1 pseudogene is annotated in these 638 nt (G+C 61.8%); it reads right to left on the reverse strand.

The annotated features are described in order from the left end of the window. Window positions 1-545: pseudogene (locus tag ACR0DO_RS19535) on the reverse strand (C4-dicarboxylate ABC transporter); the annotation flags it as partial. Between the last annotated feature and the right edge of the window lie 93 nt (window positions 546-638).

Genomic DNA, 638 nt, shown 5'->3' on the forward strand with positions numbered 1-638 from the left:
CCCTTCCACTGGATCACTTCCGGCACCCAGTCGGACGAGCCAAAGAACACATAGGCCAGGAAAATCGTCGCAATGATCGCCATCGCGGGTCCGAGCGCGCGCCGCGCGGCCTCGAACAGCAGCAGCAGGCCCCCAAGGGCCACCCATTTGTCGACATCATCGGCCAGCAGGCCATTGTCGACCAGTTTCTCATAGAAAATATAGCCATACAGCGCGATGCCCGCGCCCACCACGCCCATGATCCAGTCCTGAATGGGGATGTAATCACGCGGGCTGGATTTCAGCGCCGGATAGGCCGCAAAGGCCAGAAAAATCGCAAAGGCCAGATGGATCTGGCGCGAGTTGTTCACCACGCTGCCCGGCAGAATGGCGTTCGACAAGGGCGAGGCCAGCACCACCTGAAACACCGACCACAGCACCGCCACGATGGCCAGAAAGACCCCCACATTCCCCGCCGGATTGCGTGCCCCCGCATCGGACGAGGCCACCAGATCCTGCAGTTCCTCTTCGGATAGCGGGCGGTTGGATTGTGTGTCGGAACTCATCAGGCGTCTCCCCGTCGCTCTGTCATCTTTCGGGCCGTGTTCGGCCTTCTTGTCACCCGTTCCTCCGGGTGTGCAAAAAGGGGCGCGCCCGTC

It is taken from the genome of Ruegeria sp. AM9, from assembly GCF_056540565.1.